This window comes from Vibrio gazogenes, assembly GCF_002196515.1.
GTDB lineage: Bacteria > Pseudomonadota > Gammaproteobacteria > Enterobacterales > Vibrionaceae > Vibrio > Vibrio gazogenes_A.
The window spans coordinates 49,703-76,702 of sequence record NZ_CP018835.1 but is presented as its reverse complement, the minus strand read 5'-3'; the positions used below and the strand labels follow the sequence as shown (position 1 = coordinate 76,702).

The following is a 27,000-nucleotide window of genomic DNA, read 5'->3' as shown; positions in this document are numbered from 1 at the left end:
GTGAAACTATGAGTATTACAAATCTAAAGCCTATAACTAAAGACAGAACCCTACGCTCTAATGTTGCAGAACAGTTGAGAGAAGCCATTATTCGAGGGGATTTAACTCCGGGAACCAAATTAACAGAATCCCTGTTGTCCTCTCAGTTAGGCGTTAGCAGAGGACCGTTAAGAGAAGCCATCAGACAACTGGTTGATCAAGGACTGGTTGAGACAATCCCCTATACAGGGACCTACGTCGCCAATATTTCTGTCCAATCAATTCAGGAGCTGTACACGTTCAGAACAGAGATCGAACAGTTTGCTTTTAGACTGGTCTGGGACCAACGTACTCCTGAGTTTTATGCTGAAATGAAGCAACAACTCGATAAATTGACCAAGGCTATAAAAGAAGAAGACAGAGACGCCACAATTATAGAGGAACTGGAATTACATAATATTGTATATAAATATTGTGGGCATACTCTTCTACAGGATACATGGAAAAGATTGAGAGGACGGTTACACCTCTATTTTACGTTACATCAGAAAGCTCATAATCGTTCAGGTCCTCGCGTAGATGCTCATGATACTTACGTTGCACTTGCCTGTGGCGATTCACTGGATTTAATGCTTAATCACGTAAAAGACCACATGCAACAAGGTTATAGTAAAGTGGAAATGTTAGTCGGATTTATTCAGGAATCCATTGATTCCAGTAACGCGAAGGCTATCTAAATTTGTTCCCCTTAAACCCTATGGGAGTAATGGGTCTGAACCAATCATCCCAATGGGGATACTAAACCAAAAATCGCGATGTTAACCATTCACGCCTATTTAAATAAAAATCGAGCCGTTCGTTAGTACTTCTGTTTGGGGCTTTTGAATGGTTGACGATCTAACCAACTGAATGGCCAACCCGTAGCTTGTGAAACTGTCTGTTGTTGAAAAGTGCACAAACAGACCGAACGCTCTACTAAATCACTTCTGGACAGAACCTTGTTATCGAACCGAGGTTCCTCGCAACTATCTTTACTTTTCAGGACGACGACACATACCCGCCGCTCTAAGAGCTTTTATAGACTTTATGAAAGCGTGAAATGGTTAATGACAGTCACAATCGGAGTCACACATAAATCATTCTTGGGTTTGCTTAACCAAATCCAAGAATGAGTGATTTAATAATCTCCCGCTAGGCTTGCAATGCATCACCCCGTAGACCCGAGATGAGAGTTTTAGCGCAGCTAATCGCCTGAGCACCTAAAATTAGCCAACTTTGTACAATTCCCTCATGGATCAGTAGCAAAGGTTCTCTCATCGCCAAAAGATTTGTACTTTCGGCTAATTTATCCGCCACTTCTTTCTTATGCCGTTCGAATAGCCTGCGTATAGGCTCACTATTAGGATGAGAAACCACAGCATTGTGAAACAAGCATCCTTCCGAATTGTTGTCTCTCATCCATCGATCAACCCTAGCAAAAATCTCGTCCAACACGAGTTGATTTTGTGTCGGTAAATCGTCAAATAGATATGCAAGATATCGTGCATGTCTATGCTCAAGCGCCATGATAATCATATCCACTTTTGATGGACAATATTTATAGAGCGTACGCAAACTCACCTGAGCAGCGTCTCGCAACCCATCCACCCCGAGCTCAGTAAATCCGTATTCAGCAAATGCTTGCTCAAGGCCTGCCGCGATTTTTTCTTGTGTCTTATTCATGTTTGACAATGTAAAACGATCTCTCTACCATTTCAAGTAGAACGATTACTTTACCCTTTCTTACTAACGGTGATCCGTTCGCTCAAACTCACCAAACGGATAACGACAATAACCATCCGTTTAAGCACAATCATCCGTTTTTAAAACGGTTACTATAGAGATAACAACATGAATATACTTACGGTTTATTCCCATCCTTTTCGACACAAATACCCAGGCGCGGTCATGGACGCCTTCCATGAACCGATCCTCAATGCGGGCCACTCCATCGATATCCTTGATTTGCATGCCGAAGGCTTTGATCCTCGATTTACCGAAGCAGATCATGCGTGTTTTTGGGGGGGCGAACTTCCAGACGAGATAAAAGCAATGCATCAAAGGGTTGCAAAGGCAGATCAACTGGCTTTCGTTTTTCCGGTCTATTGGTGGAGTATGCCTGCACTGATGAAAGGATGGATTGAAAGGGTATTTACTCAAGGCTGGGCCTATCAATATGGCAACAGCGTAGAAGACCGAGGTAAAGCGCCACTTGATGGTCTTCTCACCAATCTACCAACCACTTTAATCGGTATTGGTGGCTCAAAAAAAGCGACCTACGATAAATATCAGTATGACGAGGCGATGCGTACGCAAATTGATCTTGGAATCTTCTCATACTGTGGCGTTACTGATGTAGCAAGTCACTTAATCTATGATGTGGAAGGGGATATTAACGCGCCCAATAGAGAACAAGGATTAAAATTTGCTAAAACAATCGGTGAAGATTTTATCGCTCCAACTCGGGTACAAAAAAACGTCAAACAAGCGTTTTTAAACGACATGATGGCAAAGTAATCCTTACAAGATTATACGCGATTATCAGTCGAGTGCTGAATATTCACTTTAGGAAGCCGAGAACAAGCAGGACAATGTTAGTCGTTTTTCGTATTACCAAAAATAATTCAATTGATGATTGAATCGTGTCCTGAAACATTGTGTAGCACACAATGGGGCAGAAACAAGTTACCACCGTTTTAATCATCAAAATTTCTCGCAAATAATACGCCTACGATACTCAGCATGTGATTCACTCCCGCGAGCAGGGCCGGTTCTTAGAACTTGATCAAAACGAGCCGCAATTGCGGCTCGAAAATTAAATAAACCAATCAACCATCATGCCAAATCTGATTCATCCGGCTCCTCATGATAGCGCACGTAATGAGTGGTAATCAGGTTATTCAGATACAGCAGCACGTTGCGCAGCTCTTGACTGTTGTGCTGCTGTTCGGCTTCAAACATTTCTTCTAACTGGCGCAGGTATTCGCGGGCTTTTTGGGCGAATTGATGATCGTAAGGGATGGTTTCGTACATAGGTTGTCACCTCTTCTTGTGATGAATGGTACGTCACCACACAAAGGTCTCAAACTTTGAGTGGCGAACCGGACAGGTTTGAGACAGCCGCTCACAAGAAACGGTGCGCCAAAGCGCCCCTATCCAGTCCACCATAATTCAGGTGTGCTGAAGTTACATGGAAATATCAGCAGAGCTGGCATTTTACATGTCTTGTGAAGAAAATACAGGGGTCTCAATCCCGACACTGGATTTTGCCAGTGCATTCACAGGCTATCAGTTTTTAGATCGACAAAAGTATTAAAAAAGTATGAGATTTTGGGTGTGGGTTCTCAAAATAATCAGCCGATGAGCGTTTCAGTGAATTTTGGGACCGTCAGTTTTAAAAAGAAATTGGACAAAAACGTTTTAGTGTCACTGCTTTAATGTGTTTCTATCAGATTAGGAAAAGTATTTTGAAAATTTACCCATGAGTTAACAAAATAACGCCATAATAACTGTCGGGTGATTTTATTTATCAGCATTTTTTTCCAATTCTGCTAATTTTTTCTTACCTATTTCTTCTTGTTTATTTAAAAATTCAAAGAAGCCCTTACTATCGATGAAATAGTTCTTTTTACTGTCATTTATACCCAGTGCTCTTTCTTCGAATAAATGATTCTTGTGAGGATGATTGGCTAAATTTACACTCACTTTTGGTTCCTGTAAGGCTATGGTTCTTATCCTTTCCATGCTTTTTATGAACTCGCCAACGAGTTTAATATCTGTCTTTGATGGGCTATGCCCTCCAACCATAAAAGCTCGATACGGGATGCCAGCATTTTTAACCATAAAATCAATAGATACACATCCTTTAGTATGGCCTGGTGTAATATAAAAAGTAAATTTCGTATCCCCAATGACCAAATGGTCACCATCTTTTACGAATACATCTACGTGCGGTGCTTCGAAATGTCCTTTCCCTTTACTTTTTGTCGACTGCTCCTTCGCCAATTGGAGTTCTTCTTTTGACATCACCACCTTACTACCATAATGCCTTTGTATATACTCCGCATTACCAACATGATCTGAATGGCCATGTGTAACAAGTATGTATTTGATATCTGAAGGGTTGAACCCCAATTTTTCTACGTTACTAGGTATCCATCGGCCATAAGGACTTTCCAGTGTTTCGATAAGTACCAGTCCGTCTGTTGTCCGGACAAGATATGATGAAGCCCACTTATCACCCACATAAAACAGATCGTCAAACATTTGAAAAGGCTCTACATAACCGTTCTTATCAGTTTTTTCAGGAATAAACTCTTTCGCATAAGATTGAGAAACGTTAAATAAACAGATTAAAAACGAGATGAGAATGTATTTCATATATTATCCATATCATACTAAAACGTTTGGGGGGCAGAAATTTGTTAGCCAGAGACTTTTTGAAACACCTCTGGACAAAAGCTTCTTAGCTCAAATCATTCAGTGGCATCATTTCAGATAAGAAAAAATATCTTGAAACCTTAAACGTTTGCTAGTTTATGCTTGATTTCGCTTAAAGGCAGACATTACTAGCCCTAAGCCAGCTAACGCGAACATACCAGACACGACCCTATCAACCCAATGGCCAATTTTTTGGTAAGTCTTCATAACACCATTAATTGAAAACAGTATTGAATAAATGGCGTTAACGAAAAAGCCAACCAGCATGCATGTAATCACTGCCGAAACTAAAAAGGTAATATCATTGTTTGCACCCATACCGACAGATAACGCTGCCATCCATGCAATGACAGTTTTGGGATTGGATGAATTCAGAACAAAGCCTCGTATGAACCATTTGCTATACCCTATTTCATTGGTTTGATTTTGGGATATTGTCGATGCCGAGTTAAAAGACGACTTAAACGAGAGATAAGCCAACCATAGAAGGTATATCCCGCCAATGATTTTTAGAAACATCAACAAATAGACCGACCCTTGTAGAATCACTCCCAATCCACTCGCCGCAACGATACCCCACAACAAAAGACCCATCGAAAGACCCGCACCATAAACAAGGCTTATTTTTCTACCTTTACTCATAGCTATTGTTGCATTAGAAATATTCGCCGGCCCTGGCGAAACCGCCACAATAAAGAACGCAAATCCTATTGAAATTAACGATAAAACATCAATCATAGTTTTCCTCTGTACTTAAGCAACGAACAATTATTAGGCAGCATATTATTTTCTATAGTTTCTGTCTATGGTCTATTTTCTGTAGCCTTCATTTAAATTAACCTATTGAATGAAATATGAAAAATCAATAAATTCCCATAAAATGCAGACAATATTACCGCACTTTACTATCTATGGCTCAATGAGAGTATGAGTACAATGGTTCTTTTATTTTTCATTAGATAAATTAGGTCAAAATACGACAAAATCTATTGTAAAGTAAAAATAGCCTAGCCAACTATGGGGCAGAATTGAGCTACAAAGATCGTAGGTATGAGATCTAGTGTAGTTATAGAATTTTTCCCACAGATTCAATCCACGTTGGTACGTTGGCTCTGTACCAATTCATGTAGATCGATGCATCTAGTTTATTTCGACTAGTTAAGATGTTTGTAACTTCAATAAGAATCCATGTTTTAGCTATAACCAAGTGTTTCTCTAGCAATTTGGAGGAGAATTTGGAGTTAAAGCTAACGTACTTCTCGGCAATTGACTGATAGTCTTGAGAATCTCCCAGACCTTGAACTAATGGAGCTAAGTCAATAGCAGGGCTACCGAAACCAAATCTCTCCCAATCGAACAGTACAAGCTCGCCATTATTTCTTGTTCCCCAATTTCCATCATTACTATCACCAGAAATCAACCCTGAATGTTTAAACAACTCTGCTGATCGCGATTGAATACTTAAAATGAAGTCTTGAACCACTTTAGGAAACTTTAACGTCTCTAATGCCAATTCTGTAGCGTCTAAAGACCATGAATGCTCTTTAACTGTAAACGATGGTCTATAGTGTGATTTGTGAATAAGAGCTAATTGCTCTAGTGTCCCAATATTGTTATTTAGTTCATCCAAGGTAATTTTGTTGGGGATGTATTCAATGAACAAATTACTACCATCTATTTTGAATAACTTGGGTGTATTTACGCCTACAAGTTGCTCCGCTGCAAATTGATAAAATCCCATTTCTACGGGAGAGACATTTTGCTTTTTAATGCACTGCACTCCCTCGTATTCTTCTAGTGATACGAGAGCAGATCCCATCCTTGATAATTCTTGAGATTTCATTAATTCCCTTTACGTATAACTGTTTATTGAAACACTCTTACCGATTAACTTGTCTGGTATATATTGTGAACACATTGTTCTCAACACAAGTGGTATTTTTAAAATATCAGTGGATTCACTGAAAGCTCTCGCATAATCTCGGGTATGGAAAAGGTCAAGGAGGAACGGTTGAATGCTACTAACCTCAAAATAATAATGGGGCAATTTCGTGTTACAAACTGAAACAACAAGAAATCAGCTCGGATGAAAAATTGTATGGAAAACCTCTATCCCCGTAGCCAATTCTAATGAACCACTACAAACATAATCTTCAAGGCTCATACCATCAACAAGTTGTGGGTGATTCTTTCGGCCAAGCAGTCATAGACTTCATCATACCAATGTCTGGTACGTAAAGCGGGAGGTGCCGCTTCCGGTGTCAAACGCTGAACTTAACAGGATAACCTTGATAAGTTCAGCGAGTTTAAGAGGACTAAGGACGAGACGCGGTGCCATCTGGCGTTCTGGCGTTCGTCCATGACGGTATACCGCCTTCAATTGGGTATTTCTTGGCTAAATCTTCATTGATGTCGATCCCCAAACCGGGTTTATCATTGACGTACGCATAGCCTTGATCGATCTCAGGACATCCGGGGAAGACTTCGCGAAGTGCGTCATTCATTGGGGTGTATTCTTGAATGCCCATATTCGGACTATTCAGGCTAAGATGCATATTGGCTGCAACGCCTACCGGAGAAATATCACCCGGTCCGTGCCAAGCAGTGCGTACACCACACAGTTCACTCATTACCGCCAGTTTCTTCGCTGGGGTTAACCCACCGATCATACTGATATGGCAGCGAATAAAGTCAATTTCTTTATTAATAATCAACTGTTTATAATCATTCGGTGAGGTAAACAGTTCGCCCATCGCAATTGGTGTTGACGTTTGTTGACGGAAGGTTTTCAACCAGTCCACATTTTCCGGAGCAACCGGGTCTTCGAGATAAAAGAGTTGATACTCTTCGACATTCTTTGCCAGTTGTAATGCATTAATCGGCGTGATCCGCTCATGCACATCATGAATAAATTCAATGCCAAACCCGAGCTTATTGCGTAAGTGATCGAACAGTTTCGGCACCGCTTTCGCGTAAGCCTCCGGATCAAAATAAATGCCATGGGTTCTATTTCGCGGAGACCGTTTCGGCTGAATGTTTTTTGCGCGATCCAATTTGTTGGCAATCAGCTTCAGATCTTCAGTACCTGCGCCACCATACATCCCCATCTGACAACGCACATATTGATAACCTTCTTCCATCGCGGCACGAATACTGTCTTCAACCGCCACCTCATCTTCACCATCGGTATGACGATAAAGTGGAACGCCATCACGGCATCGCCCGCCCATTAAGTCATACACCGGCATTCCGGCGACCTTACCTTTCAGATCCCACAATGCCATATCAACACCCGACAATGCATTATTGGCAATCGGGCCATTGCGCCAGTAGCCACTGACCATTGCAGACTGCCAGATATCTTCAATACGCGCCGGATCTTTGCCAATCAGAAACGGTTTCAGGTAATCATCGATGGCCGTTTTCACAGCGACAATCCTTTGCGTGAATGTGGCGCATCCCAATCCATAAATTTCTGGTTCATTGGTCTCAATTTTAACGACAGCTAGGTCAATCCCACCTGGCGCGGTAAGAATCGTTTTTACATTTGTAATCTTCAATGTATTCATGAACTGGCCTCCAACTTGTCAGTTGTCCTACATTTATATCGATAAAAAATGTCCTCAAGGACATTTTATGTGGATTACTCCCCGAACTTCTCTAAAGCATCCACGTTATCACCCATCGCTTCATCGAGTATCTGAATTGCTTTTTCGGCATTCCGTTCAGCAATTGCCAAATAAACTTCTCGATGAGCATCAATACTTTTTCTAGAAATACCAAACACACGATTAATCTCTTCCAGATAGTATAAATACATATCCTTCATCAAGGTCATCGCCAATATAAACATACTGTTATGTGATGCTTTCACGATTGCCAAATGAAAGTCGTAATCCGCTAATGAATATTTCTTATATTCGTGCGTGAAAAGCCACATCTGACTTAATGCTTTTTCCATGGCTTCCAAATCACTTTCTGTCGCATATTTGACAGCAAGTTGAATGCACTTAAATTCAACTGTTTTTCTGAATGTCAGCATATCGAAAAAGTCACTTTCACTTAAGTGCATGACTGGTTTAACGAAGTCTTGATTAAACATTTCTTGATCAAATTCTTCGGAAACGAATGTCCCCTTCCCTTGATAAGTCACAACAATGCCATAATCCCGCAGCTTTTGAACAGCACTACGAATACTGACTCGACTCACTTCAAACAGATCAGCAAGCTTTGGCTCTGATGGTATTTTTGTACCCGGCGGCCAAATATTGTTACAAATGTTTGCCTTAATCTGATCGTAAACAACATCTACGACATTATGTTTTTTAATTGCTTTGAGGCTCATATCAAAATTAAATCGGTCCAGTAACTTGTAGGACATTATCATCGAACACTAATAGTGAGTAAACCACTTTCGTTGTCAGCCAATACTATCCTGTCATCTAATACTACCCTGCAATAATATGACATGAGCCTGTCCGCTTAACCTCGTAGCTTAACCTCGTAACATTGATGGTAGCCATGTCGATAGCGCTGGCATGTAAGTAAATAGTAAACCACACAACCACTCGACCGCGATAAATGGCAAAATCGCTTTGCTCACCGTACTGACGGGTTGCTTACTGATCCCACATGCAACAAACATGGTCGTTCCGAATGGCGGTGTCGCCTGCCCCAAAGCCAACAGGAACACAAAAATCAGCCCAAAATGCACCGGATCCACACCGAAAGAGATAGCAATCGGCGCAAGAATAGGCGCCAAGATGAGATTGGTTGCCCCAACCTCCATAAACATACCAAATAGCAAAAGAAGAATATTCACCAAGAACAAGAAAATATATTTGTTATCAGCAATGTATAAAAATGCTTCTGTGACGATAACCGGTATTTCATAGTAGGTGATCAACCAACCAAACATCTGGGCGGTAATGACCAGCATCATTAAGTTAGCGGTACTGACAGCGGTGCTATGAATAATTTCCCAAGAGGATTTTAATGTCACTTCCTTGTAAATAACGAGGCAGACGATCAACCCATACGCCACGGCAACAACGGCGGATTCTGTTGGCGTGAAAACACCGGCATAGATCCCACCAAGAATAACGAGTGGCATGACCAGCGCCCACGATGCGGAGCGGAAAGACAGCAAAAACTTTTTGAAGCTAAAATTATCTTCCTTCGGATAATTTTCTTTTCTCGCCTTAAAGTAAGCGTATAAACATAAGGCGAAACCACAAATAATACCGGGAATCACGCCCGCCATCAGTAATTCAGAAACAGATGTTCCGGTGATATTGCCATAGATGACAAAGACAATACTTGGCGGAATAATAATCCCTAATGTCCCGCCCACGGCCTGTAGTGCTGCCGCATAATTTTCTGGATACCCGCGTTTTGTCATCTCTGGATACATCAAACCGCCAATTGCCGCAGTCGTCGCAACCGACGAACCAGAAATGGCCGCGAAGAATGTACAAGCAAGCAAAGAAACCAAGGATATACCACCAGAAATCCACCCGACACATGAGTCAGCAAAGGCGACTAACCGCTTTGATAACCCACCTTCTGACATGATATTTCCGGCTAAAATAAATGCAGGGATAGCCAGCATTGAAAAATTATCTGCCCCGGTAAAAATTCGCTGTGCAATCACGAGAAATTGTAATTTATCATCCAGAAGTATGGAGACAATACATGAAAACCCTAAAGACCAAGTAATCGGCAGACCGATAATTAATGTAACGACCAGACTAACCAATAAAAATATTGCAGGATAATCCATAATCTTACTCTCCACCTATATTTTTCACTTTAAACATTGTCTCGTATCCATTGATGATTACTGCAAAGAAAGAGAGTAAAAAACCAACAAACATAATAAAGTAAATAATAGCCAAAGGAATCTGCATTGCCGGGCTCAACTGATAGACACCCAGTTGAATAAATTTATAGGCGCAGTAAGAAAATATAAAAATGACGTTCATAGATATAATCAGTTTTATATAGTCAATTATCTTTTTCATTCGACCATGGATATAATTGTCTATCACGCTGATTCTTATCATATCGCCATTATAAATAGCGACATTAAACCCGGAAACAATCATGATAACAAAAAGGTATCTCGATGCTTCTTCTGACCATGGCAAGCTATAGAAAATAACAAATCTCGTAAAAGTTTGCAGTAAAACCACAAACACCATCAATATCAAACTAACAGCAGATACAAACGAAGATATGGATTTTATCTTATTATACAATTCCATATTGAATATCCTCTTTAACCATGCTTAATTCTATCTAACATAGAACCATATTCTTCACGATAACTGTCTCTGAAGCCTTTAGAGTTTTCGATAAACTCTTGCTTATCTGGATGCGTGACCACAACACCTTGCTGTTTCAGATTTTCAAGTGATTTAATTTCCAGACTTCTGTTTAATTGACGTTCATAAATATTCATCTCACTCATGGTGTCGGTAAATATTTTCTTGTCTTCATCACTTAAAACATGCCACAGCGCAGGATTCATGATCACAAAGACCGTTGAATAGGCATGTTCTGTAATCGCTAAATATTTATTGACCTGACCAACGTTATTGGTATCAATCACTAAGATTGGATTTTCCTGCCCGTCAATCGCGCCTTGCTGCATTGCGGTATAAGCTTCCGACCAAGCCATTGGCACCGGATCTGCGTCGATATAGCGCCAAAATTTTTGGTGGGTCTGGTTTTCCATGGTCCGAATTCTAAGCTTTTTCACATCGCTCAACTGGTTAATCGGACGCACACTATTGGTCAAATTCCTAAATCCCGACTCCCAAATGCCAATCGCTTTTAAACCGACATGATCGAGTTGTGACATAAAATGCTGACCCACATCACCGAGGAATATCCGGTCTGCATGTTCATAACCGGAAAATAAATAAGGGATATCTAATACTGAAAACTCTTTTACAAAATTTGCGAGTACCGCTTGGTTCACAACGGTTAAGTCCAGTGTACCCATTTGGATATTTTCAATCGCGTCTCGTTCTCCACCAAGTTGTCCATTATGAAAAAGATTTATTTTGTATCTTCCGTGTGTCCGCTCTGATATTAATTGGGAGAATTTTTCCATCGTTTTGCCAATGGCTCCCATTTCAGAGGACACTTGACTCATTCTTAAGTTTATTACGCCATGTTTAGATGCAGAATAAACTTCTGAGTCTTTGCTTATCATAAGAAATGATAATAGGAAGACGAGGGCAAGAGATATAATTATGTTTTTCATTTTAGGCCTTCGCTATTATTAACTTATTGAATTTTTAAAATCACTTTGGTTGATTTAGCTTTATCAGCAGCAGCAATGATGGCAGATTCTGCATCATCCAAACTAAAGACACCTGAAATCAGTGGCGTTGGATCAACTCTTTTGGTTTCAAGCCAATTCACAGCAACTGCAAATTCTGTATTAAATCTAAAGGACCCCGTCCACTCGATTTCTTTGACCAGAAACTGGCTAATCGGATATTCAATACTGCTGTTTCCCATTCCCAGTTGGATACATTTTCCATTCGGCTTGGTAAAATCAACGGTTGTTTGAATGGCTGAAGGAACCCCTGTTGCTTCAAACGTCACATCGAAGTAACCGTTATCCTGCTGATACTTGGTGACTTCTTCATGATCGAGCGGACTAAAGCTGTGATCGGCCCCCATGTCGATTGCAACCTTACAGCTACGTTCACTGACATCACAACCCAATACAACCTGAGCGCCCGCGGCTTTGGCAGCAGCAATCACTAAACCGCCAATCGTCCCTGAGCCAATAACCAGTACCTTTTTGCCAATCAAGCTACCTGCCTTATTCACGGCATGAATCGCAACACTTAATGGCTCAGAGAATGCCATGATTTCAGATGCAATTGACGCATCATAAGGAAAGCACTGGTTGGTATTCACCGAAACGTACTGTGTGAAGCCACCTTGCGTGTGTGGGAAGTGTTGGGCACTGCCCATAAATCTCATGGACTGGCAATGATTAAGCTGACCATTGCGGCATCGCTCACACTGATAACAAGGCTGCGAAGGGTTTATCGCGACTTTCTGCCCCACTTTTAAAGCGGAACCCACTGGTGCTGTTTTCACAATACCCACAAACTCATGACCAATAATCATCGGCTCTTGAATCACCGACGCACCAGCCCGTCCATGCTGATAGTAGTGAATATCTGAGCCACAGATCCCCCCTGCTTCAACTTGAACTAATACTTTGTCTTCCTCGTGATTCAGAATTCGATTCTCGATGATTAAGTCTTGTTCTGAGCGAATAATGCAAGATTTTGATTGTACTTCTGTCATCACTTACTCCTCACAATACGGATAGCCAGCCGCCATCGACATAGATAATCTGGCCGTTAATATAGTTCGATGCACTCGATGACAAATACACAGCCGTGCCAATCAGCTCATCAGGATGACCCCAACGCTGAGTCGGATTACTGGCTTTAACCCAGTCATCAAAGTCTTTATTCTCAATCAGTGCGGCATTCATATCGGTAAGGATGTAGCCCGGGCCAATCGCATTCGCCTGAATGTTATATTGTGCCCATTCAGCCGCCATCGCCTTCGTCAGCATTTTTACCCCACCTTTCGCTGCGGTATACGGCGATACCGTTGCTCTCGCGGCTTCGCTGGTCAAAGAACCAATGTTGATGATTTTCCCGCCGGTTCCTTTTTCAATCATGCGTTTTGCTGCCTGACGAGAGACGATAAAGACACTATTCAGATTGACATCAATCACCTTTTTCCAGGATTCCAGCTCTAAATCCACCATGGGTTTTCGATATTGGATACCCGCATTATTAATCACGATATCAACATGAATCCCATCCCGGTCAAATTCTTCAAATACCTTTGATACTTGCGCCTCAGAAGAGACATCGAATCTTTTCCCCAGAACTTGGAATCCTTCGCTTTTCAATTGAGCAACAGCAGCAGAGAGGGTGTCCTCATTCTGCCCATTCAAGATCACTCGAGCACCGGCATTCGCTAGCCCTTTGGCATAAGAAAATCCCAATCCTCTGCCAGAACCCGTTACCAGTGCGGTTTTGCCATGCAAATCAAACATATTATTCATTTTAACTCCGCGTTAACACATTAGTTGTCTAACAAGTTAAATGAGAATATCACTTGAAAATTACAAAACAATCACTGAATTGATAGCATGAGTTATGGATCACGTTCCAATAAAACTTGTAGGACAGGTATGAATGAGGATTTTTTGTTGAAAATATGGGTGAGACTGAACCATCTTTTATCACAAGAATGAGCACTGAACACCGGTGATTCAGTCTGCGAAAGACCGCCAGATAAAATAAAGTCTGAGCACGTTCTCACGTCTCAGACCTTTTCATCGTATTGGTTGAAGCCACATTCGTTGAAGCCACATTGCTTGATAGCAATGTATCACCAATCAATATTGATCGAATCCGGCTCAATCAATCCCAAATCCGAGGGGAATTTCTGCCAGTTGTTCTCCCCGATTCCCCGGATAGATCAAATACTCGCCGTGGTATTTTACATTGGATTTATAATTGGTCTGTTTATGGACCATCAGACCGGCTTGCCAGGCTTGATCAACGAACTGAGTATGGTTACCCCGTACGAATAAGCTCATCGGCTGCGTCAGGATTGCGCCATCGAAACAAGATTCACACTGCTGTGCACAAAGCGCTAATGAGTCGGGGCTTTCCGTGAATAACTGCACTTTACCGCAGCCGACCAGCGGTTCTGAAGTGGAGACCTCCCACCCTGCTTCTGTCATGGTATCCAGAAACTGCTCAATCTGTTGATCCGTGATCTGTTGCTCTGCTGATGCGTCAGTGGTGAAGAACAAATGATAATAAGCCGAGATCCGCTGAAATACACGTTCCAGTGCAGCATGATTCCCCTGAGAGCGTCCGGCTTTCTGCCATCCCGTCAGGTCATCACCGACACAACGATGAAAACGTTGCTGTTTTAAAGCGTTCGTGACCCAGCGAATCAGGAAATGATTATTGGCAACCGGTGCATTCACCAGTTGCCCTCGTTGATGCGCTTGCGCTAATTCCGTCAACGCGGTATCCACTACCCGCTGAATTTCATCATGATAGGTCATCATGCGCTCCTTAAACTCTTTTCAGACACCCAGTAACTCACCCCCGATAAGACGGAACAGGTTGCCATACTGAATACCATCGGCCAGACGGCATCGCCGGGCATTGCCGCAACAATCACCCCGACAATGGAACCGACACCAAAACGAAACGTCCCCGCCAATGATGAAACGGTTCCGGCGATGTGCGGATAGCCACTCATGAGCAGCCCCATCGCATTACTCCCGATGGTTGAAATCATCCCGATAAAGAGCACCACAAACGGCACGGTTCCCCATAATCCCCAGTCAAAGAACCAACCGATTAATAATCCGAGACCCGCCACAAACTGAATCAATAACCCAAAACGGAGCATGATGATCGAGCCGACTTTTTTGACAAAGCGACTATTCACACTGGTCATCAACATAATACCCAAGATATTCAGACCAAACAGATAGCCGAATTTATCCGGACTCACGCCATAAATATCAACGTAGACAAACGAGCCAGCCGTTAAGAAAGAAAACATCCCGGCAAAAGAAAACCCACCACAAAGCATCAGACCGAATGAACGCTTTGACTGACACAATTGCCAGTAGTTTTTCAGGGTCCGTTTCAGATCTAATGGCTGACGATTTTCTTCTTTTAAGGTTTCAGGAATCTTCCACAGCACCATCAAAATAACGAGCAATGCAAACCCCGTCAGCACCCAGAAAATTGAGCGCCAGCCGAATAAGACCGCCAAATGTCCCCCTAACATAGGGGCAACCAAGGGTGCCAGCGTGATAACCAGCGTAATAAAGGACATCGCCTTGGCAAAATTTTCCTGATTAAACATGTCTCGCACGACTGCCTGAATCACAACCGCAGCGGCTGCACCGGCAAATCCCTGTGCGGCACGAATATAGGTTAACGCGTCAATATCGTTGACACTGGCACATACGACCGAGCAAAGGCCGAACAAAACGATCCCCAGTAACATGACCGGACGACGACCATAGCTATCCGAAAACGGGCCTTGAACAAGCTGTCCCACTGTAAAACCGGCCGTATAGGCTGTTAAGGTCATCTGCACCGACCCGGCACTCACCCCTAAATCACGGGCAATCACAGGCATGGCCGGAAGATACATATCAATCGCTAGCGGTGTGATCGCACCAATCGCACCTAGAATAATGAAAAGTAATAAGTCCATCCGAGGAGAACTGTCATCTTTTAATGCGTGCCCGGTACTCATAAATCTCCTATTTAAGTTATCGCCATTGGTCAGATGAATAGATAATATTCATCAACATGCGCAAGAGGCTAATCATCCGTAGACTGGGATTCCCAGACTGACTGCACTTCAGCTTCGGTCAGATACCGATACTCACCCGGAGCCAGCGTCTCATCGAGACGGATTTGTCCGACTTGCTCCCGGTGTAACCCGACAACTTTGTTGCCAGTGGCAGCAAACATGCGTTTCACCTGATGATATTTGCCTTCATAAATTTTCAGGCGAGCTTCCTTTTCATCCAGAATGTCAAGCTGAGCCGGTAAAGTCAGTTCCCGTTCATTACGTAACTGAATCCCCTGTTGAAATTGGGCAACCGCATCTTCGGCAATCGGATCAGCCAGCCATACATGATAAACCTTGGCACATTGATGCTTGGGAGACGTCACCCGGTGAGACCACTGACCATCATCGGTAATCAATACAAGTCCAGTCGTATCCACGTCCAACCGCCCTGCAAAATGCAAATGTTTCAGGTGAGGCTCATCGAGCAACATAAAAGCGGTTTCATTAAAGCCATCTTCGTGGGAGCACACATAACCTTCGGGCTTGTACAACATGATATATTTAGGCCCGTGCAACTGTATGGGTTGATCCTGCCACGTGACTTCATCTGCTGCTGTCAGTTTCAGCGCGCCACTTTTTTGGACCTGTTCATTGACACAAACCTCACCCTGTTTGATGACCTTTGTTGCTTCTTTACGTGTGATGCCTAAAGCATCACATAAAAATTTATCCAGACGCATGCGTACCTCATGATATTGAAGTGCGCTATTATAGCCACCTATCAGCCATTAGTTGAGCAGTTTCACACTTTTCTTAAATAATTGAACCTATGTATACACTTCGTCCTTATCAAAGTGATGCTGTGAAAGCAGTCATCCATTATTTTCGTCATCACCATACTCCGGCAGTCATTGTTTTACCGACAGGTGCGGGTAAAAGCCTTGTCATTGCAGAGCTGGCCAGACTGGCAAAAGGACGGGTTCTTGTACTGGCTCATGTGAAAGAGTTGGTTGAACAAAATCATGAGAAATATGAAGGGTACGGCCTGAACGGTGCCATTTTTTCGGCCGGTCTTGGCAGAAAAGAGACCGATCAACAAGTGGTCTTTGCATCGGTTCAGTCTGTTGCGCGCCACTTGTCGGCATTTAGTCATCAGTTTTCATTACTCGTCATTGATGAATGCCATCGGGTACCGGACAATCAAGACAGCAGCTACCAGAAAGTCATTTCGCACCTTCAGGCCAATAATCCCGGCATCAAAATTCTTGGCTTAACAGCAACGCCCTATCGGCTCGGGATGGGGTGGATTTATCAATACCATACCCGCGGTCAGGTTCGCAGCGAACAACCCCGTTTCTTCCGGGATTGTATTTTCGAGCTGCCGATTCATTATCTGTTAGATGAAGCGTTTTTGACGCCAGCCAGATTGATTGATGCGCCGGTACTCAGTTACGACTTTTCTCAGGTTAAACCAATGGCAACCGGTGTTTATAAAACCTCTGAGCTGGACAAAGTCATTTCGCAGGCAAAACGTGCCACGCCACAGATCATTGCTCAGGTCATCCAACAAGCTCAAGACCGACATGGCGTGATGATCTTTGCCGCAACCGTTCATCATGCCCGGGAAATTTATGCCCTGCTCCCCGAATCAGAAACAGCAATTATCACCGGAGAAACACCAACCCAAGAGCGAGATCACCTGATTCGACAATTTAAACAGCGTCAGCTGAAATATATGGTCAACGTCTCTGTATTAACCACTGGTTTTGATGCCCCTCATGTGGATCTCATCGCGATTCTGCGCCCGACCGAGTCCGTCAGTCTCTATCAGCAAATTATCGGCCGGGGGTTACGCCTTGCTCCCGGTAAACAAGATTGCCTGATCCTCGATTATGCCGGTAATCAATACGATCTCGAACAACCTGAAATTGGCGAACCCAAACCCGACAGCCAGAGTGAGATTGTCACCGTCCCTTGCCCGGCATGTGGCTTTAACAATAATTTTTGGGGCAAATTAGATGCCGGCGGATTTTTGATTGAACATTACGGACGACGTTGTCAGGGCTACTTTACCGATGAAGACACGCAAGAACGGCATCATTGTGGCTATCGTTTCCGGGCGAAATATTGTCATGAGTGTGGTGCCGACAATGATATTGCCGCTCGCTTCTGTCATGAGTGCCAGACCCTACTGGTCGATCCGGATAAGAAACTGAAAGAAGCACTCAATCTCAAAGATGCGTTAGTGTTTGAATGTCTGAATATGGAGCTCAATCTACATAAAGATAATCACGGCAAGAACCAGCTGAAAATCACTTACCACGGAGAGAATCAGGCTCAGGTCCATGAATTCTGGCCTTTGACAACCCAAAAACAGAAACGACTGTTTCATCAACGCTTCGTCAGGCCACATCTGGCAGATAAACACCGGCCATTTCACGAATCATCACCAAGCCGAGTCATCGCCCATCAACATCGGTTTCGGCTGCCACAATTTGTGATTGCGCGTAAATCGGGCCGTTTCTGGAAGCTCAGAGATAAGATATTTGCTGATGAATTAAGCCAAAAACATTAGATCACAAGATACTTATTGCCCGTAAATGCAGAGAATGATAGTATCCGCGCTCGTTTCATCATCTGTGTGAAACGGACTTCGTCTGGCAAGGTCGCATTGCCAGACTTAACCAAACCATTTACTAATTTTGAGAGTAAATAATATGAAATTTGAAGCAGTCTTACGTACTGAACTAGGTAAAGGTGCGAGCCGCCGCCTACGTCATGCTGGCCTATTCCCAGCTATCGTTTACGGTGGTGATGCAGCCCCTGTATCTATCGCACTGACTCATGATGATGTCATCAACCAAATGGACAAGCCTGAATTCTACGAAGCAATCACGCTTGTGATTGACGGTGCAGAAGTTAAGGTGAAACCACAAGATGTTCAGCGTCATGTGTTCAAGCCAAAAGTAACACACATGGACTTCATCCGTATCTAATTCTTTTTAGAATTAGCCGGAGTAATCCAGCACCTTTTGCATAAAGATAATCGGCCTTACCAACCGTGATATCTACAGTTCAGAAACCCCGATGACTACCAAACATCGGGGTTTCGCTATTTTATGCACCTTCCCACGCTAAACGATGATAATAGAGAAGCAACTCCGTTATGAAACGTTTAAAAAATGAGCAACAAATTGCAATCCACCTCTCGTTTTGATCATTTTTTGTTCAAAAAAGCTCGGAGACACCTCTCTCTTCCCGTATACTCGCGGCAACAATCAAACACAACATAACGATCATAGGCACAACGTACGCAAATCATAAACGTACAAAAATAATAATAGTAAAGCGGTGAATCGCTAAAACAGATAACAGCACCGATTCATTCTGCTTCAGGTCTCTAACAACGGTAAGTTTGGCTAACGAATGAGCAATGCTCTCGTTAGCCTTTTTATTTTTATCTTGAGGGGATTTGCAGATGAATTCTGAAGCACAAGTGCAAAAACAAATTATCGCTGGCCTGAAAACCATTGAAAACAACTTTCTGAAAACAAGCAAGTATTTACGTAACGTTGAGAAAAACTGTCGTAACGCTTCCGCAAAATTTCAACAAACAACACGTTAATTTGACCGAACACAAACAACACAATTATCACTAAACCATTGCCCGAAGAGATAGTCCACCGACTATCTCTTTTTTTATCAGTTTTTGACAAGACATAACTTCACCCGCTGGAATCCCCTATCTTTAAGTATTTTTTGCCCAAGATCAAAAATAACTGAGAACTCAGGCACACCGTATTGACGCAGCCACACAAAGTGGTTACTTTTTGAACAGGTTCATCAATAGGAGGTCACATGAAACATTCAAGTCCAACATATCGACTCAATATGATTAAGGAGGTCGCCCTAAAACAACACAGTCAATCTGACGATCCAATGTCAAAATACATCCATCATCTAATCCATGAACAACCTCGCCATGAAAAAAAAGCAGAAAGTCAGCGTCAGTTTTCGGGCAATCATTTTGATGAACGGGCTGGCGGTTGGGTCAGTGATCGCTGGCATATCAATAAATAATTAAAGATAGGGTCACACAACATTTCGCATCGGTCTAAGATATCATTCGAATAGATCGCGCTGCGGGCTTTCTGAGTTGTGTTTGTCCAAATGACCGGCGGCATGTTTTTTAGCCATTTTTCGGCGATAACGCATTCTGCATAATTGAATGACATGGATCTTCTCAGCCGAACTCATCTTCAACCAACGAAGACGTTCGTCTCGGTTTCTCATACAGCCCCGACAATAACCTTTTTCATCCACTTCACACACACGGATACAAGGGCTGGGAATATCAAAAAATTCGAGTTGTTCCATGTCTTATAATCCAAAGTCTGATGCGATATCTATGTTCCATTCAATATAGCTTGCGTCTGAAATGCATTTTCGTTCCGTTATTGCGCTCCGGTGATTGAAATATCAAAATCCTTCTTTACAATCCCGTTGGGAGTTGATTAACTTCGCCGAATTGTATTTGCATATCATGATGCGGCTTCTGACACTCAAACAAAGGTTACCGGATATATTCTTTGGGTATCCAGATTGACTGTGAATCTATATGCAAAAAGAATAACAACGTCACAATTTTAACAATCAAAGGTTGGTTATATGAAGCTTAGTTCAAAGGCTATCGTCACAACAATCACATTCACAGCTTTAGCTGGCTTGGCAGGATGCGCGAGTAAAGATAAGCCAATCCAGTTGTCTGAACTGCAAACCCCTCAGTGGCATCTGGTTGAGCTGGATGGCAAAGCTTTGGAACGCCCGAAAGGAAAGAAAGCACCCTCACTACATGTTGATCAAAAAATGACAGCGACGGGTCTGGCGGGTTGTAATGATTATGTCGGTGAAGTTGACATCGACGTGGATTCACATGAGTTCAGAGTCACCCATTTGAACTCGACGATGAAATTATGCCTGAAAAAAGAAATAGCACTCAATAATACGGTTATATCAACGCTCTCCGAATGGAGCCGTATCGATATTGATAAAAACAAGCTGACCTTGCAAGGTGAAAAACATACCCTTGTATTTGAGGCTCAGAGCAAGTAGCGATACATTAGATTCCCGGTGGCAATCCCACCGGGTCAGATCTCAGTTCAATGGAATACCAGCGCTTTCAACCCAGACTCCGGATCGACATCCGCAAATTCAGGTGGATTCTCTAAACGATGGCTGAGCGTCAATGTCGGCGCTTCTTCGCGCATACTCTGAACCAGAAAATCACTTGGAACCATCGGTGCATTAACACAAGCAAGCACCTGCCCGTCTGCCGCTAACCAATCCGTCAAACGCCTTAAAATCTTCCGATAATCTTTCGTCAGTGCGAAACTGCCTTTTTGAAAGGTCGGTGGATCAATGACGATTAAATCATATGGACCATATTTTTTGATTTTTCCCCATGATTTCAATAGGTCATGAGCCAGAAAATGAACACGACTCACGTCATGTTGATTGAGAAGATGATTGTCCCGTCCTTTCGCCAGTGAAGACTTTGCCATATCCAGATTGACGACTTGGTCAGCGCCCCCCGCAATCGCAGCGACAGAAAAGCCACAGGTATAAGCGAAAAGGTTCAACACCTTCTTGCCTGCCGCCTGCTCTTTCACCCAGCGTCGCCCATAACGCATATCGAGAAATAGACCACAGTTCTGATTCCGGCCAATATCCAGTTGATATTTTAAGCCATCCTCGATGGCAACCGGATGTGAGTTCAGCGTTCCCCACAGCACTTCAGCCGGTGCACCTTGTGCATAACGATGCTGGAGTACAATACTTTTTCCACCGCATTGTTGCCAATCCGCTTGTCGTGTCAACTCAAGTAACCCTTGACGTAACAAATGCATAAAATGTTCATCTGGCGCTTTAAAAAGACTCACCACCAGTTGCTGTGCTAACCAGTCTGCCGTCAGTTGCTCCAGCCCCGGCCAGCATCGCCCCCGGCCATGAAACAAGCGTCTGATTTCAAATAATTCAGGTTTAAGTTGCTGCTCAAGATGTTGAAAAAAAACTGTTAGTTGATTGCTATCCATCATAAATTCAAGGCTTTCGTTTAATTTTAGGCCAATCGAGTAACCACGGTTCAGACCACATTTCAATGCCGTGGACAATCGCAGGCTCCCGCCACTTCTCACCCATGACATCATCATGTCTCGGATCACAAATAAACTGATGCCATTCACCGGCATACGGAAATGCCAAGGCGTAAGCATGTAAATAACCACGATCCGCATCATGGCTATTGTGATAAATAGGATCGCCAACAATTGCAGCACCAATCGACTTCAATGCAACTCGGATTTGGTGGGTTTTCCCCGTCAAGGGACGGCAAATAAACAGGCGCTCCCCTTGTTCACCAGCGGTCGAAAAAAACTGAGTGATTGCCGGATTGGTTTGCGCAGTCGTCAGCATCCATCCGGAACGACGGGAACGGACCATATCACCACAAATGATCCCCTGCTTCTTCTTCGGCTTTTTACTGCCAATCGCCAAATAGTATTTCTCAACCGTCCGTTCGGCAAAACAGGCTGATAACGCTCGGGCTGCATCAGCAGAACGCGCCAACAACAACAGCCCCGATGTCATCTTGTCTAGCCGGTGAACCAGATAAAGCGGTTCACCTCCCAGTTGACGACTGACTTCATGGACAAGCATGGTATCTCCATCGTCTTTATGAACCGAAACACCTGGAGATTTGTGGATTAACACAAAGTCAGAATGAACAAATAATATACGAAACATGGCATCCTCCACATCAGGCGGTGGAGTATAGAGGGAAAGTGTGAGAAACAAAACCGGCCATCACAAAAACACCTTCCCGAAGGAAGGTGTTGTCGCTGGAAATCTCAGCAGAATGATTAGATTAATGGGTAAGCAAACACCATGATGATCGCAACCGGACAAATAAAACGAACGTACCATGGCCAGATTTTCCAAAAGAAGCCTTGTTCGATCTCCGGATAACCTTGCTTAATCTCATTGAGCAGTTTATTCCGATTCCAAATCCACCCAACTACAACAGCCCAAGCGGCACCAAGTAACGGCTGCATATAGACCGTCGTGATATCAGCAACCAAACCAAAAAGCTGACCAAAATTGAGGCAAATCATCATGCTAATCAGTAGGATCAAACCACCGATCAACCAAGTCGCTTTTGAACGCCCCCACCCCAGTTCATCCTGCGCACAGGATACTGGGACTTCAAGCATTGAAATGGCAGACGTGAGGGCCGCTATGACCATCAAAACAAAGAAGCCGAATCCGAGTAATGCCCCAATGTTCCCCATGGTCTCAAACATAGCAGGCAGCACTTTAAACACTAAATCACCGGAGCTTTTTAGTGCGCCGCTTTCAGTGAAAATATCGACACCGTTATTTTTCGCAACATACATCGCTGGTAAAATCAGCAATCCGGCTGAGAAAGCAACACCGGTATCAATTGAAGCAACTTGTGCTGCGATCTTGGGAAGGTTGACATCTTTTTTCAGATACGAGCCATAAACCATCATTGAGCCACATCCCAGTGACAGGGAGAAAAACGCCTGTCCCATGGCATCAACAAATAATCCACCGTGAAGCTGAGACAAATCGGGGACCAGATACATCTTCAGCCCTTCCATTGCTCCGTCTTGAGTGAAGATGTATAGAATCATCACCGCAAACAAGATGAATAACAGAGGCATCAATCGTGTTGACCAGCGCTCAATGCCATCAGCAACGCCTCGCAACACAACCAAAATCGTTAATAAAGAAAAAATCACTGTAAAAATTAAATTACGTGAAACACCAAAATCGACTAACCAACTTGAGGTTTGATGAAAACCAGCCAAATCAATTGCCGGAGCAATGGCATAGCTGACTAACCAACCCGCAAGTATAGAATAGAAGCTCAGGATAAATGATGCTGTCACAATCGCAATTAATCCAAACCCACCGGCAAGCGCACGATTTTTAGTCCAGATTGATTTTAAGGAGGAAATTGGGTTTGCCTGCCCATGACGTCCGATCGTCAGTTCAGCTACAAGCATTGGAAATGCTAGCAGAAAGACCATCACAAGATAGATCACCAAAAAAGCTGCGCCACCATTACTGGCCGCTTTGGTAGGGAATCCCCAGACATTCCCCAGACCGACAGCTGAACCAGCAGCCGCCATAATAAAGCCAAGTTTCGAAGAAAAATGACCTCTTGTATTACTTGCCATATGTTTTATACCAATTTTTATGCCGATATTGTGTTTACACTGAATCGAACCAGATGAGTGTAAAATAAAATGTACACCTAGTAAAAATTATGCTGATTCGCAAAGCGTGGCAAGTAAAACAGTTTGTCCTTAAAATTGGAAGGCCAAACAGTTTTATTTATTGATAGTGTCCTATTTTATCGAGCTGCATGCTGTTTTTTTAACCACCTTCTTCTCGATTTATCTTTAATTTAACAAAGTAACAACAAGAACATCCCGCCAAAGCCCCTCATTCATAAAAAACAGATATCAATCACACTGAATCACGTTTGAAAAGTTATGTATCACGAAAACATTCATCTATGATTAGATAAGATTTGTTTTTTACCATCAGGGCTGCTGGCTAGGCCAATCATCGATTCACAATTCATACAACAACTGTAATCCGATTGAGATCCATTAGGCTATATTCATAGTTATGCTTATCCAATTCAATGAAGAAGAGTTCTTTCTTTGACGAGTGAAACCAAGATTGAAGGCATGAATTTTCATCGAAAATGTCATGTTCAAACAACCGATTAAAAACGGGTTCACATGGAGGCAGGCGTATACCAAGTCAAATTGGGATAATATTTCAGGGAAGCCTTTATGACATTTAAATCGATTCAAACCAAGATAGCGCTCACCGCAGGTATCTGTTTATTTATTACTTCTGGTATCTTAGTCGGATATGGCGTTTATTCTGCATCAACCACACAACAGTTGGTTTCTCAACAAGTTTCAACCATTGTCAAAACAATCACGATTAGCGAATTAGAAGCGACAGCCTCTAAGTATGCTCAATCAATTAGCCGACGCCTTGAAAAAGGTCTTAATGCAGCCCGGACATTAGCTGAGACCGCGTCTGCTTCGAAAGCCTATGAAGAATCCAATCGAACCATCTTACTCAATCGGCAATCTTTCAATGATATGTTGTTGGCGGTCCTGAAAAATAACCCAGATCTCAATGGCACATATAGCTGCTGGGCACCAAACGCTTTCGACAACCAAGACTATCTCAACGCAAGCAGCCTGAACGGTAATAATGAAGAAACTGGGCGTTACACGCCCTACTGGACTCGCGATCAATCCGGTAAAATTGAAGTTCAGCCATTAGTCGAATATGACTCGACAGAACCTCATCCGAATGGTGTTATCAAAGGCGCCTGGTATCAGGTTCCGGAAAAAACATTGCACGAAACGGTTACCGCACCACTGCCTTATGTGGTCCAAGGCAAGAATGTCTGGCTGGCAACTTTATCAGCCCCTGTTATTGTGAATGGTGAGTTCAAAGGGGTTGTAGGCACCGACTACAACCTCGATTTTGTCCAACAACTCAGCCAGCAAATTTCTTCTAAACTGTATGACGGTCATTCTCAAATCTCAATTCTGACAGATTCCGGGCTGGTCATCGCAGACAGTCAGAAACCAGAATTTATTGGCAAATCCATTGATGGATTATTCGGTACGAAGAGCACCCAAGTCATGGATGTGATTCAACAGAAACAGCCGTTCACTCATACCAATGATCAAGATAATCTCATCGAAGTCTATGTACCGATTTCTTTAGGTCATAGTGACGTCACCTGGTTTATTCTGATTCGCGTCGCTCAGGGGCTGGTCCTGGAAAATGTGCACCAACTTTCCCAAGCGCTCGCAGACAACAATCAAGAAAATATGACTTGGCAAATTCTCATTGGCTTAGGGATTACAATCCTTGCAATTGGTGCCTTGTTCCTGATGGCCAGAACACTGACACGACCAATTCTGGCTGCGGTGAATATGGCTCAGTCAATTGCGAGTGGTCAGTTCCACAGCCGTCTAAATTATCATTCGCCCGATGAAGTCGGTCAGTTATCTAACGCACTCGACAACATGGCGGATAGCTTGCAAAAGCAAGTGTCAGTGGCTGAGAAGATCTCTTGTGGAGACCTTAACCTCACCGTTGAACTTGCATCTGAACAAGATCAACTCGGTCATGCACTGACACAAATGGTCAATGATTTGAATACATTAGTCAGTCAAATCAATCACCGCTCAGGCGTGATTACTCAAAATGCCGATACCATTGCCGGACTGAGTCAAGACTTAGCCAATGGCGCGACCAATTCAGCTTCGTCCGTTACGGAAATCAGTGCCACCATCGCCCAGATTACAGCACAAATCAAAGAAAGTTCTGGCCATGCAGAGCAAGCCAGTAACCTGTCACAACAATCGCTACAATCCGCTGAGAATGGCAATGAACTGATGGCTGAACTCAGAAATGCGATGCAAGAGATCGAATCATCGGGAAATGATATCAACCATATCATTCAATCGATTGAAGAAATTGCTGAACAGACGAATTTACTGGCACTGAATGCGGCGATAGAAGCGGCTCGTGCCGGAGAACAAGGACGAGGTTTTGCGGTCGTCGCAGATGAAGTACGCCAACTGGCAGCCCGCAGTGCAAAAGCAGTACAACAAACAGCTTCACTCATCGAAACCTCAGCGCAAAGAACCAAACGCGGGATCCAGCTTTCTGAACAAACCGCAGCAGCGTTGGATAAAATCGTGCAAAGTATTAGTGAAGTCTCAACGTTAGTGAATGAAATTGCTCAGGCAGCGACAGAACAGGCAACCGGTGCAGAACAGATCAATTCCGGCATCCATCAGATTGATGAAGTGACACACCAAAACACCACGAATTCAGAACAGTGTGCTCAGTCCGCCCAAGAACTCACTGAACAAGCTGAACAGCTCAACGGTTTAATTCAACAATTTAAACTCAGAAACTAACCCCTCTGGGGAAGATATACTTCTCGCCATAGAATGGCTATGACTCAAATCTCTGCCTTGCCTCTGAGCCCAGTGATTCTCGCTGAAA

Annotated in this window: 28 protein-coding genes; 9 read left to right on the top strand and 19 right to left on the bottom strand. The window is 43.2% G+C overall.

What is annotated here, in order from left to right; translation table 11 throughout:
- Window positions 1-8 precede the first annotated feature (8 nt).
- Window positions 9-716, top strand: a complete 708-nt coding sequence (locus BSQ33_RS00365) for a GntR family transcriptional regulator (RefSeq protein WP_088132862.1) — start codon at window positions 9-11, stop codon at window positions 714-716.
- A gap of 454 nt (window positions 717-1,170) precedes the next feature.
- Here the strand turns inward: BSQ33_RS00365 and BSQ33_RS00360 are convergent, their stop codons facing one another.
- On the bottom strand, window positions 1,171-1,701 hold the full coding sequence (locus tag BSQ33_RS00360) for a TetR/AcrR family transcriptional regulator (RefSeq protein ID WP_088132861.1): 531 nt from the start codon (window positions 1,699-1,701) through the stop codon (window positions 1,171-1,173).
- 168 nt (window positions 1,702-1,869) lie between these two features.
- Between BSQ33_RS00360 and BSQ33_RS00355 the strand changes: the two genes are divergently transcribed.
- A complete protein-coding gene (locus BSQ33_RS00355) occupies window positions 1,870-2,535 on the top strand; it encodes an NAD(P)H-dependent oxidoreductase (RefSeq protein WP_088132860.1) in 666 nt (221 codons plus the stop codon).
- Between the two features lie 318 nt (window positions 2,536-2,853).
- Here the strand turns inward: BSQ33_RS00355 and BSQ33_RS00350 are convergent, their stop codons facing one another.
- The gene (locus tag BSQ33_RS00350; protein WP_088132859.1) at window positions 2,854-3,051 is read right to left on the bottom strand and encodes a hypothetical protein; all 198 of its coding nucleotides are present in this window, start codon (window positions 3,049-3,051) and stop codon (window positions 2,854-2,856) included.
- 157 nt (window positions 3,052-3,208) lie between these two features.
- Here BSQ33_RS00350 and BSQ33_RS22100 point away from each other — a divergent pair, with 157 nt between their 5' ends.
- A complete protein-coding gene (locus tag BSQ33_RS22100; protein WP_021020410.1) occupies window positions 3,209-3,334 on the top strand; it encodes a hypothetical protein in 126 nt (41 codons plus the stop codon).
- Between the two features lie 206 nt (window positions 3,335-3,540).
- Here the strand turns inward: BSQ33_RS22100 and BSQ33_RS00345 are convergent, their stop codons facing one another.
- From BSQ33_RS00345 to rsuA, 13 genes are all read right to left on the bottom strand, one after another.
- Window positions 3,541-4,398, bottom strand: a complete 858-nt coding sequence (locus BSQ33_RS00345; RefSeq protein WP_088132858.1) for an MBL fold metallo-hydrolase — start codon at window positions 4,396-4,398, stop codon at window positions 3,541-3,543.
- 156 nt (window positions 4,399-4,554) lie between these two features.
- Window positions 4,555-5,196, bottom strand: coding sequence for a LysE family translocator (locus BSQ33_RS00340; RefSeq protein WP_088132857.1), 642 nt, complete (start codon window positions 5,194-5,196; stop codon window positions 4,555-4,557).
- A gap of 328 nt (window positions 5,197-5,524) precedes the next feature.
- Window positions 5,525-6,301 carry a phosphotransferase family protein gene (locus BSQ33_RS00335; RefSeq protein WP_088132856.1) on the bottom strand — a complete coding sequence of 259 codons (777 nt, stop codon included), beginning with the start codon at window positions 6,299-6,301 and terminating at the stop codon, window positions 5,525-5,527.
- Window positions 6,302-6,773: 472 nt separating this feature from the next.
- Window positions 6,774-8,027 (bottom strand): enolase C-terminal domain-like protein, encoded by a 1,254-nt coding sequence (locus BSQ33_RS00330; protein ID WP_021020414.1) that lies wholly within the window; start codon window positions 8,025-8,027, stop codon window positions 6,774-6,776.
- A 74-nt stretch (window positions 8,028-8,101) separates the two neighbouring features.
- The gene (locus tag BSQ33_RS00325; RefSeq protein WP_198298120.1) at window positions 8,102-8,839 is read right to left on the bottom strand and encodes a FadR/GntR family transcriptional regulator; all 738 of its coding nucleotides are present in this window, start codon (window positions 8,837-8,839) and stop codon (window positions 8,102-8,104) included.
- Window positions 8,840-8,953: 114 nt separating this feature from the next.
- Entirely contained in the window at window positions 8,954-10,240 is a 1,287-nt protein-coding gene (locus BSQ33_RS00320) for a TRAP transporter large permease (RefSeq protein ID WP_021020416.1), read from the bottom strand.
- A gap of 4 nt (window positions 10,241-10,244) precedes the next feature.
- The gene (locus tag BSQ33_RS00315) at window positions 10,245-10,724 is read right to left on the bottom strand and encodes a TRAP transporter small permease (RefSeq protein ID WP_088132855.1); all 480 of its coding nucleotides are present in this window, start codon (window positions 10,722-10,724) and stop codon (window positions 10,245-10,247) included.
- A gap of 14 nt (window positions 10,725-10,738) precedes the next feature.
- Entirely contained in the window at window positions 10,739-11,620 is an 882-nt protein-coding gene (dctP, locus tag BSQ33_RS00310; RefSeq protein WP_198298119.1) for a TRAP transporter substrate-binding protein DctP, read from the bottom strand.
- A gap of 134 nt (window positions 11,621-11,754) precedes the next feature.
- Window positions 11,755-12,798 carry an L-idonate 5-dehydrogenase gene (gene idnD / locus BSQ33_RS00305; RefSeq protein WP_088132853.1) on the bottom strand — a complete coding sequence of 348 codons (1,044 nt, stop codon included), beginning with the start codon at window positions 12,796-12,798 and terminating at the stop codon, window positions 11,755-11,757.
- A gap of 10 nt (window positions 12,799-12,808) precedes the next feature.
- Complete coding sequence (locus BSQ33_RS00300) at window positions 12,809-13,576, bottom strand: SDR family oxidoreductase (RefSeq protein WP_088132852.1); 768 nt, start codon at window positions 13,574-13,576, stop codon at window positions 12,809-12,811.
- 357 nt (window positions 13,577-13,933) lie between these two features.
- Window positions 13,934-14,599 (bottom strand): DUF2913 family protein, encoded by a 666-nt coding sequence (locus BSQ33_RS00295; RefSeq protein ID WP_088132851.1) that lies wholly within the window; start codon window positions 14,597-14,599, stop codon window positions 13,934-13,936.
- A complete protein-coding gene (locus BSQ33_RS00290; protein WP_088132850.1) occupies window positions 14,596-15,813 on the bottom strand; it encodes a Bcr/CflA family multidrug efflux MFS transporter in 1,218 nt (405 codons plus the stop codon). The genes BSQ33_RS00295 and BSQ33_RS00290 overlap by 4 nt, the downstream gene beginning before the upstream one ends.
- A gap of 68 nt (window positions 15,814-15,881) precedes the next feature.
- Window positions 15,882-16,595, bottom strand: a complete 714-nt coding sequence (gene rsuA, locus BSQ33_RS00285) for a 16S rRNA pseudouridine(516) synthase RsuA (protein WP_021020423.1) — start codon at window positions 16,593-16,595, stop codon at window positions 15,882-15,884.
- Between the two features lie 89 nt (window positions 16,596-16,684).
- On the opposite strand from rsuA, the gene BSQ33_RS00280 reads away from it, so the two are divergent.
- From BSQ33_RS00280 to BSQ33_RS00270, 4 genes are all read left to right on the top strand, one after another.
- Window positions 16,685-18,430 carry a DEAD/DEAH box helicase gene (locus BSQ33_RS00280; RefSeq protein WP_088132849.1) on the top strand — a complete coding sequence of 582 codons (1,746 nt, stop codon included), beginning with the start codon at window positions 16,685-16,687 and terminating at the stop codon, window positions 18,428-18,430.
- Window positions 18,431-18,572: 142 nt separating this feature from the next.
- Window positions 18,573-18,851 (top strand): 50S ribosomal protein L25, encoded by a 279-nt coding sequence (gene rplY / locus BSQ33_RS00275; RefSeq protein WP_021020425.1) that lies wholly within the window; start codon window positions 18,573-18,575, stop codon window positions 18,849-18,851.
- 482 nt (window positions 18,852-19,333) lie between these two features.
- Window positions 19,334-19,480 (top strand): hypothetical protein, encoded by a 147-nt coding sequence (locus BSQ33_RS21485; protein ID WP_021020426.1) that lies wholly within the window; start codon window positions 19,334-19,336, stop codon window positions 19,478-19,480.
- Between the two features lie 233 nt (window positions 19,481-19,713).
- Complete coding sequence (locus tag BSQ33_RS00270; protein WP_021020427.1) at window positions 19,714-19,935, top strand: hypothetical protein; 222 nt, start codon at window positions 19,714-19,716, stop codon at window positions 19,933-19,935.
- Window positions 19,936-19,977: 42 nt separating this feature from the next.
- On the opposite strand, the gene BSQ33_RS00265 is transcribed toward BSQ33_RS00270, so the two are convergent.
- Entirely contained in the window at window positions 19,978-20,232 is a 255-nt protein-coding gene (locus BSQ33_RS00265; RefSeq protein WP_021020428.1) for a DUF1289 domain-containing protein, read from the bottom strand.
- Window positions 20,233-20,523: 291 nt separating this feature from the next.
- Here BSQ33_RS00265 and BSQ33_RS00260 point away from each other — a divergent pair, with 291 nt between their 5' ends.
- Window positions 20,524-20,967 (top strand): META domain-containing protein, encoded by a 444-nt coding sequence (locus tag BSQ33_RS00260; protein ID WP_021020429.1) that lies wholly within the window; start codon window positions 20,524-20,526, stop codon window positions 20,965-20,967.
- A gap of 47 nt (window positions 20,968-21,014) precedes the next feature.
- Here BSQ33_RS00260 and BSQ33_RS00255 read toward each other — a convergent pair whose 3' ends face one another.
- From BSQ33_RS00255 to BSQ33_RS00245, 3 genes are all read right to left on the bottom strand, one after another.
- Window positions 21,015-21,947 (bottom strand): class I SAM-dependent methyltransferase, encoded by a 933-nt coding sequence (locus BSQ33_RS00255; RefSeq protein WP_088132848.1) that lies wholly within the window; start codon window positions 21,945-21,947, stop codon window positions 21,015-21,017.
- A gap of 7 nt (window positions 21,948-21,954) precedes the next feature.
- Window positions 21,955-22,656: a TIGR01621 family pseudouridine synthase gene (locus tag BSQ33_RS00250; protein WP_021020431.1), complete on the bottom strand. Its 702-nt coding sequence runs from the start codon at window positions 22,654-22,656 to the stop codon at window positions 21,955-21,957.
- Window positions 22,657-22,772: 116 nt separating this feature from the next.
- Complete coding sequence (locus tag BSQ33_RS00245; RefSeq protein WP_021020432.1) at window positions 22,773-24,116, bottom strand: sodium-dependent transporter; 1,344 nt, start codon at window positions 24,114-24,116, stop codon at window positions 22,773-22,775.
- 627 nt (window positions 24,117-24,743) lie between these two features.
- Between BSQ33_RS00245 and BSQ33_RS00240 the strand changes: the two genes are divergently transcribed.
- On the top strand, window positions 24,744-26,912 hold the full coding sequence (locus BSQ33_RS00240; protein ID WP_088132847.1) for a methyl-accepting chemotaxis protein: 2,169 nt from the start codon (window positions 24,744-24,746) through the stop codon (window positions 26,910-26,912).
- Window positions 26,913-27,000: the final 88 nt, after the last annotated feature.